The 4,387-nt window shown below is 41.2% G+C and carries 7 protein-coding genes; 4 read left to right on the top strand and 3 right to left on the bottom strand.

Going from position 1 to position 4,387, the window contains the following annotated elements:
- From CLV51_RS29510 to CLV51_RS28685, 3 genes are all read left to right on the top strand, one after another.
- Positions 1-450, top strand: a 450-nt coding sequence (locus CLV51_RS29510; RefSeq protein WP_211302158.1) for a hypothetical protein, incomplete at its 5' end; no start/stop codon positions are given.
- Positions 371-1,054, top strand: a complete 684-nt coding sequence (locus tag CLV51_RS28690; protein ID WP_211302157.1) for a P-loop NTPase and SpoVK domain-containing protein — start codon at positions 371-373, stop codon at positions 1,052-1,054. The genes CLV51_RS29510 and CLV51_RS28690, both read left to right, overlap by 80 nt.
- Before the next feature lie 26 nt (positions 1,055-1,080).
- Entirely contained in the window at positions 1,081-1,449 is a 369-nt protein-coding gene (locus CLV51_RS28685; RefSeq protein ID WP_106531556.1) for a hypothetical protein, read from the top strand.
- A 104-nt stretch (positions 1,450-1,553) separates the two neighbouring features.
- Here the strand turns inward: CLV51_RS28685 and CLV51_RS29715 are convergent, their stop codons facing one another.
- Together CLV51_RS29715 and CLV51_RS30000 are read right to left on the bottom strand one after the other, a co-directional pair.
- Complete coding sequence (locus CLV51_RS29715) at positions 1,554-2,159, bottom strand: transposase (protein ID WP_245899005.1); 606 nt, start codon at positions 2,157-2,159, stop codon at positions 1,554-1,556.
- Positions 2,092-2,334 carry a DUF4372 domain-containing protein gene (locus CLV51_RS30000; RefSeq protein ID WP_158267189.1) on the bottom strand — a complete coding sequence of 81 codons (243 nt, stop codon included), beginning with the start codon at positions 2,332-2,334 and terminating at the stop codon, positions 2,092-2,094. Before CLV51_RS30000 ends, CLV51_RS29715 begins: the two co-directional genes overlap by 68 nt.
- Positions 2,335-2,588: 254 nt before the next feature.
- Between CLV51_RS30000 and CLV51_RS28670 the strand changes: the two genes are divergently transcribed.
- Positions 2,589-3,176 carry a DUF416 family protein gene (locus CLV51_RS28670; protein ID WP_106531553.1) on the top strand — a complete coding sequence of 196 codons (588 nt, stop codon included), beginning with the start codon at positions 2,589-2,591 and terminating at the stop codon, positions 3,174-3,176.
- Between the two features lie 29 nt (positions 3,177-3,205).
- Here the strand turns inward: CLV51_RS28670 and CLV51_RS28665 are convergent.
- Positions 3,206-4,387, bottom strand: a 1,182-nt coding sequence (locus CLV51_RS28665; RefSeq protein ID WP_281261545.1) for an RHS repeat domain-containing protein, incomplete at its 5' end; no start/stop codon positions are given.

Raw genomic sequence — 4,387 nt, 5'->3', positions numbered from 1 at the left:
AAAAGTGATACTATACCAGTCGCAATTTTGCGACGCTTTTATAATAAACAAATAAACAATTATAAACGAGAGGGAGAAAACAGGCTCCCGCCCCCAAAAAAAAATTATAAAAATGAAACTGAAAATCCCCAGTTCGATCCGGGTGCACCCGGCGCGGAAAATGCACCCAGCGCCGCGCGAATTCTCCCCACCCTATCCGAGGTGCAGGAATTTTTTAACGCCCACGTCTACCCGGAAGTGGAAGCAGACAAGTTTTTCCACTACTACCAGGCTAATGGCTGGCGACAGGGCGGCAAAACGCTGATCACCGACTGGCAGGCTGCCGCCCACAAATGGATACTGAATATTCACCCACCAAAACCGGAACATCATGACAAACGTACCAGACAATCAACCGGGGCAGGAAGGCTCCACACCAACGAAAACAAAAGCTACTCAGACCCCCTATGATTATTACCAGCTAATACAACTCCTGGAAGAACGCGGGAAAACTGTTTACAGTCCTCACTTCAAAGTTGACGACATAGACCGGCAGGTAGTCCTCAAATTGCTGGCTTACTTTCTCCGGGATGAACCGGTGGCCGCAGATGAAGGCATAGACCTTCACAAGGGTATCTTGCTTACTGGTAAGATTGGCTGCGGCAAAACCTCTCTGATTAATCTTATGCGCTCTCTATGTGCAGAAGCCTATAGGCCGCATATTGTTTCCTGCAGAGATATCAGTTTTGAATTTGGCAGGATTGGTTTTGATATAATCGGCAGATACGGCAACAATGCTTTTTTTCCCTATTCGAGTATTCCAAAAGTGCATTGCTTCGATGATTTGGGATTGGAAACCAATATGAATTTTTGGGGAAACAATTGTAACGTCATGGCCGAAATACTGCTCTCACGCTACGATCTGCTGATTTCAAATAAAATGCTCACGCATGTTACAACGAACCTTAACAGCCAGGAACTGGAAGACCTGTATGGCAACCGGCTACGAAGCAGAATGAGAACCATGTTCAACCTAATTGCGTTTGATCAATCAACCACGGATAAGAGACGCTAACAAACCTTCACTTAATAAAATCTGTTATGTATCCTTTATTTGTATCACTGACTGGCAGCGATGCCAACGGTACCCGTTTGCTTACTGTTTGTGGACAGGAATATAAGGCTCATGATTACGACTGGTATATCGAAGATGCCATTAATCTGGCCAAACATTGGAAACCTCACCAAGTTACCTATCTGCGTATAGTGCATTTGCGGAACTGGATCAGAGAGAACTATCAGCACGGCCATGAAATACCGTTTAAGCATCTCCGTAGTTTACTTGGCTGTAAACATTGGATTGAAAGTGTTATTCACGCGGAATATAAATATGCTGCCATTGAATTTAAGGATAGCTACAACTCAGCATTAAAATCGAATGAAGAAATTTTCCAAAAATATAATAAGTGAAAACATTACAGATAGTCCGGGTAGTTGCTCGCTGCCCGGTTCTTTTTTCTATTGTAGGAAAAAATCACATCACTGCGTATTGATATTCTAAGAACACCTCGTTGTTACTGAGATTTAATTTGATCTTTAACTACTCCGTTGCACTTCTGCTTCCTGGTCCTGTCTATGAGTACCTTGCAAACATGATAGACTGCATTTTCCTTCATTCTGGATACAAACCAAACCTGCTGTCTACTCCAGGAATGGAACTGCCGGTAGTCATTATAAGCTTTATCAAAGACTACAAAACTTTCCCCGGGCAATTTCAACTTTAACAGGAACTGGCGGTCATGCACCTTGGCCGGTGTCATACGTACAAACTCCATTACGCCACTAAAAGCATCCATCATAGCGTGTACCTTTATGCCTCCTTTTCGTCTTGCTCCATCCAGCCGTGGTCGACCCACGCCGCGCAAGACGTCCCCAAATAAGCTAATTGTGCTACTATCAATGATCTTCAGATTTCTTATGCTTAATCCCTTCAATCGGCTGTCCGAGATAAATCCGTGATACTTTTTCAATAACTCCAGATAAATCGTCTCAAATACCAGATAGCTTCTGCGCCTGTTCGCGTCTGAAAGAGTGCTTCTCGCTGGTGCAGTATCAAAACCCAGATGCGATAGCTTCCCTTCGCAGGCCAAACATCCCTTTGCAAAGCTCGCGTAGGCCATTACAATAACTAAATACCCCATATAACAGGCTCACCAGATGTACACGAAGTGGTAATTTTTTGTAATAGCGATTACTATTGTGCTTACGAGCAGCATCACGTATAAGTTTCGGCGGAATATCCGATAATATCTGTGATAATATCGGCTGTCCGGTAAATTTTTTATCTTTATCCAAGCTTATATGTTTAAGGTGTGGTAACCCAAACTTATAAACTATCGGGGGGCTTTTACAATATGAGTTCCAAGGTAATCGATGATTTCATTAGATTTCCCATTTATATTGTGAAATTGCCCTATTTAGAAGGATGCTAGGTTAAGTTATAAAAGCTTAACTTACTATTATGTCACAGAGAAAGAGTGGTATTTGAGTTCCTTGATTCCTTTATCGCTAACAGGAAAATTAAAAATGTACTTCAATAAAATGTTGATATGAGAATAAAAGAATTAGATAAATTAAAAGAATGGGATTTTCACAAACAGGCAGTCTTCGCTTACCTCACCTGCGAGCGACTTTATCCCAACTATGTGTATTTCTCTCAAAATTATGACTTCGGCAATCCTACAGTACTTAGAGAAGCCATAGATTATATTTATGACAATCTCTTTGAACAAAATCCAGATAAAAATAAAATACAAACTATAATCCAAAAAGTAGAAGAAAATACGCCGGACACAGAAGATTTTAGTGTAGTATTCGTTTCTTCTGCTCTTGATGCTTGTACCTCCATTTTGGATAGCTTAGATTTTTTAATTCATAAAGATTTTTCAAAAATACAGTCTATATCTACTTATGGAACAGACACTATTGATATGTATATTCAAGAAATAGAAAACCTTGATTTTAATACTGATAAAGACTTCCAAAATAAAATAAACAATCATCCTTTAATGAAGAGAGAAATTGCTATCCAAACAGGGATAATTAGTTTCTTAAATAGTAAAACGTTGGATTACGGAGATATACAAACTTTACTTCATCTTCAAGAGAATGAAAAAAGAGGTAGCTTAAATTTATAAGCCACCCCTTTTACAGAAACGAATAAATTCTATCTTGGTATAATGGGCTTGTTTACATATGTAGCATCAACTGGCTGAGGCGTAGGCACTATCTTCAACGGACTTGCAGGAACAGCACCTGCATTATTTATCGCAGCTGCACAGCCCGGACAAATAGGTCTGCTCGCCGCTACTGCATTTACTGTAATATTATTCGCCTGAGCATAATTTAATATAGTTGTTTCCGCATGCCCCTTCCCCGATACAGCTATCTCTCCTGGATTGAGCACGGACTTCTGAGCAGGCCTTAAATTGACTTCACTTGAACCAACCAAGGTTATAGTATTTCCTTCCGCTGTCGTTGCATTTGCTACTGCTGTAGTAGTTCTGGATTGCGTTCCTAAAGGCAAAGCACCATGTATTTCAGTTGCTCTTGCTGCAAGGTTGACCTCCCCGGACTCAAGAGTAGTGGAGGCAACTGTACTCCTCATACCTTGAGTTCCAGCAGTCGTCATACTTCCAGAGCCAACGCCCTCCGTCATTATTCCGGCTAAGGTTAAAACGGTAAATTGCCCCACCATTATAGTAGCTCCAGCCCAAACTTCAGGCTTTTTAGCTTGCTCGCCTGCATCCTTTACATATTGCTTCGCATCTGTACTGCTGGAAATCCCCGCACTGCGCCAAAGGCTTGCTTTAAAAAACTCCAGGCTCTCCAATCCTTCTAACTCAACATGAGCAGTTACTTTATTTTCAGAAAAAGCATATGTCGAGTTATAAACATACTTATCAGAAAGAGGATCAATTTGGATAAACCTGCCTATTTGAGGATCATGATTTCTCCATTTAAAACCATACCAGTTAAGCCCTAACTCATCATCTAACGGTTGTCCCTGGAACAGTTGTTGCTTATTGACCGGGTTATAAATGGCTTTACTACTAATCCCCGCCATCGTAAGTCCAAATGGATAGTAGTGCGTTTCTTCGAGCAACGGACCAGAAGCAGCTCCTAAAATTATATTATCAAAGAACACCGGTTGCGTGCTTTCATTGCTGGTGTATACATACAGGAAGCCGCTTTTGCGGATGGGCATTCTATCAACTGCCAGGGTTTGCAACTGGTCAGGTGTAGCACTTACCTGTTTCACCCCGCTATTTTCCTCTACCAATTTAAACTGATCGTCAAACAAAACAAAATTAAGATAGGCTTTGGGCTTATCCTGCTTATTAGGATC

Source organism: Chitinophaga niastensis (assembly GCF_003014755.1).
Taxonomy (GTDB): domain Bacteria; phylum Bacteroidota; class Bacteroidia; order Chitinophagales; family Chitinophagaceae; genus Chitinophaga; species Chitinophaga niastensis.
This window is presented reverse-complemented; position numbering and strand designations above follow the sequence as displayed.

Coding starts and splice junctions, on each gene's coding strand:
- CLV51_RS28690 (WP_211302157.1), top strand. CDS start 371: ATGACAAACGTACCAGACAATCAACCGGGGCAGGAAGGCTCCACACCA.
- CLV51_RS28685 (WP_106531556.1), top strand. CDS start 1,081: ATGTATCCTTTATTTGTATCACTGACTGGCAGCGATGCCAACGGTACC.
- CLV51_RS29715 (WP_245899005.1), bottom strand. CDS start 2,159: ATGGCCTACGCGAGCTTTGCAAAGGGATGTTTGGCCTGCGAAGGGAAG.
- CLV51_RS28670 (WP_106531553.1), top strand. CDS start 2,589: ATGAGAATAAAAGAATTAGATAAATTAAAAGAATGGGATTTTCACAAA.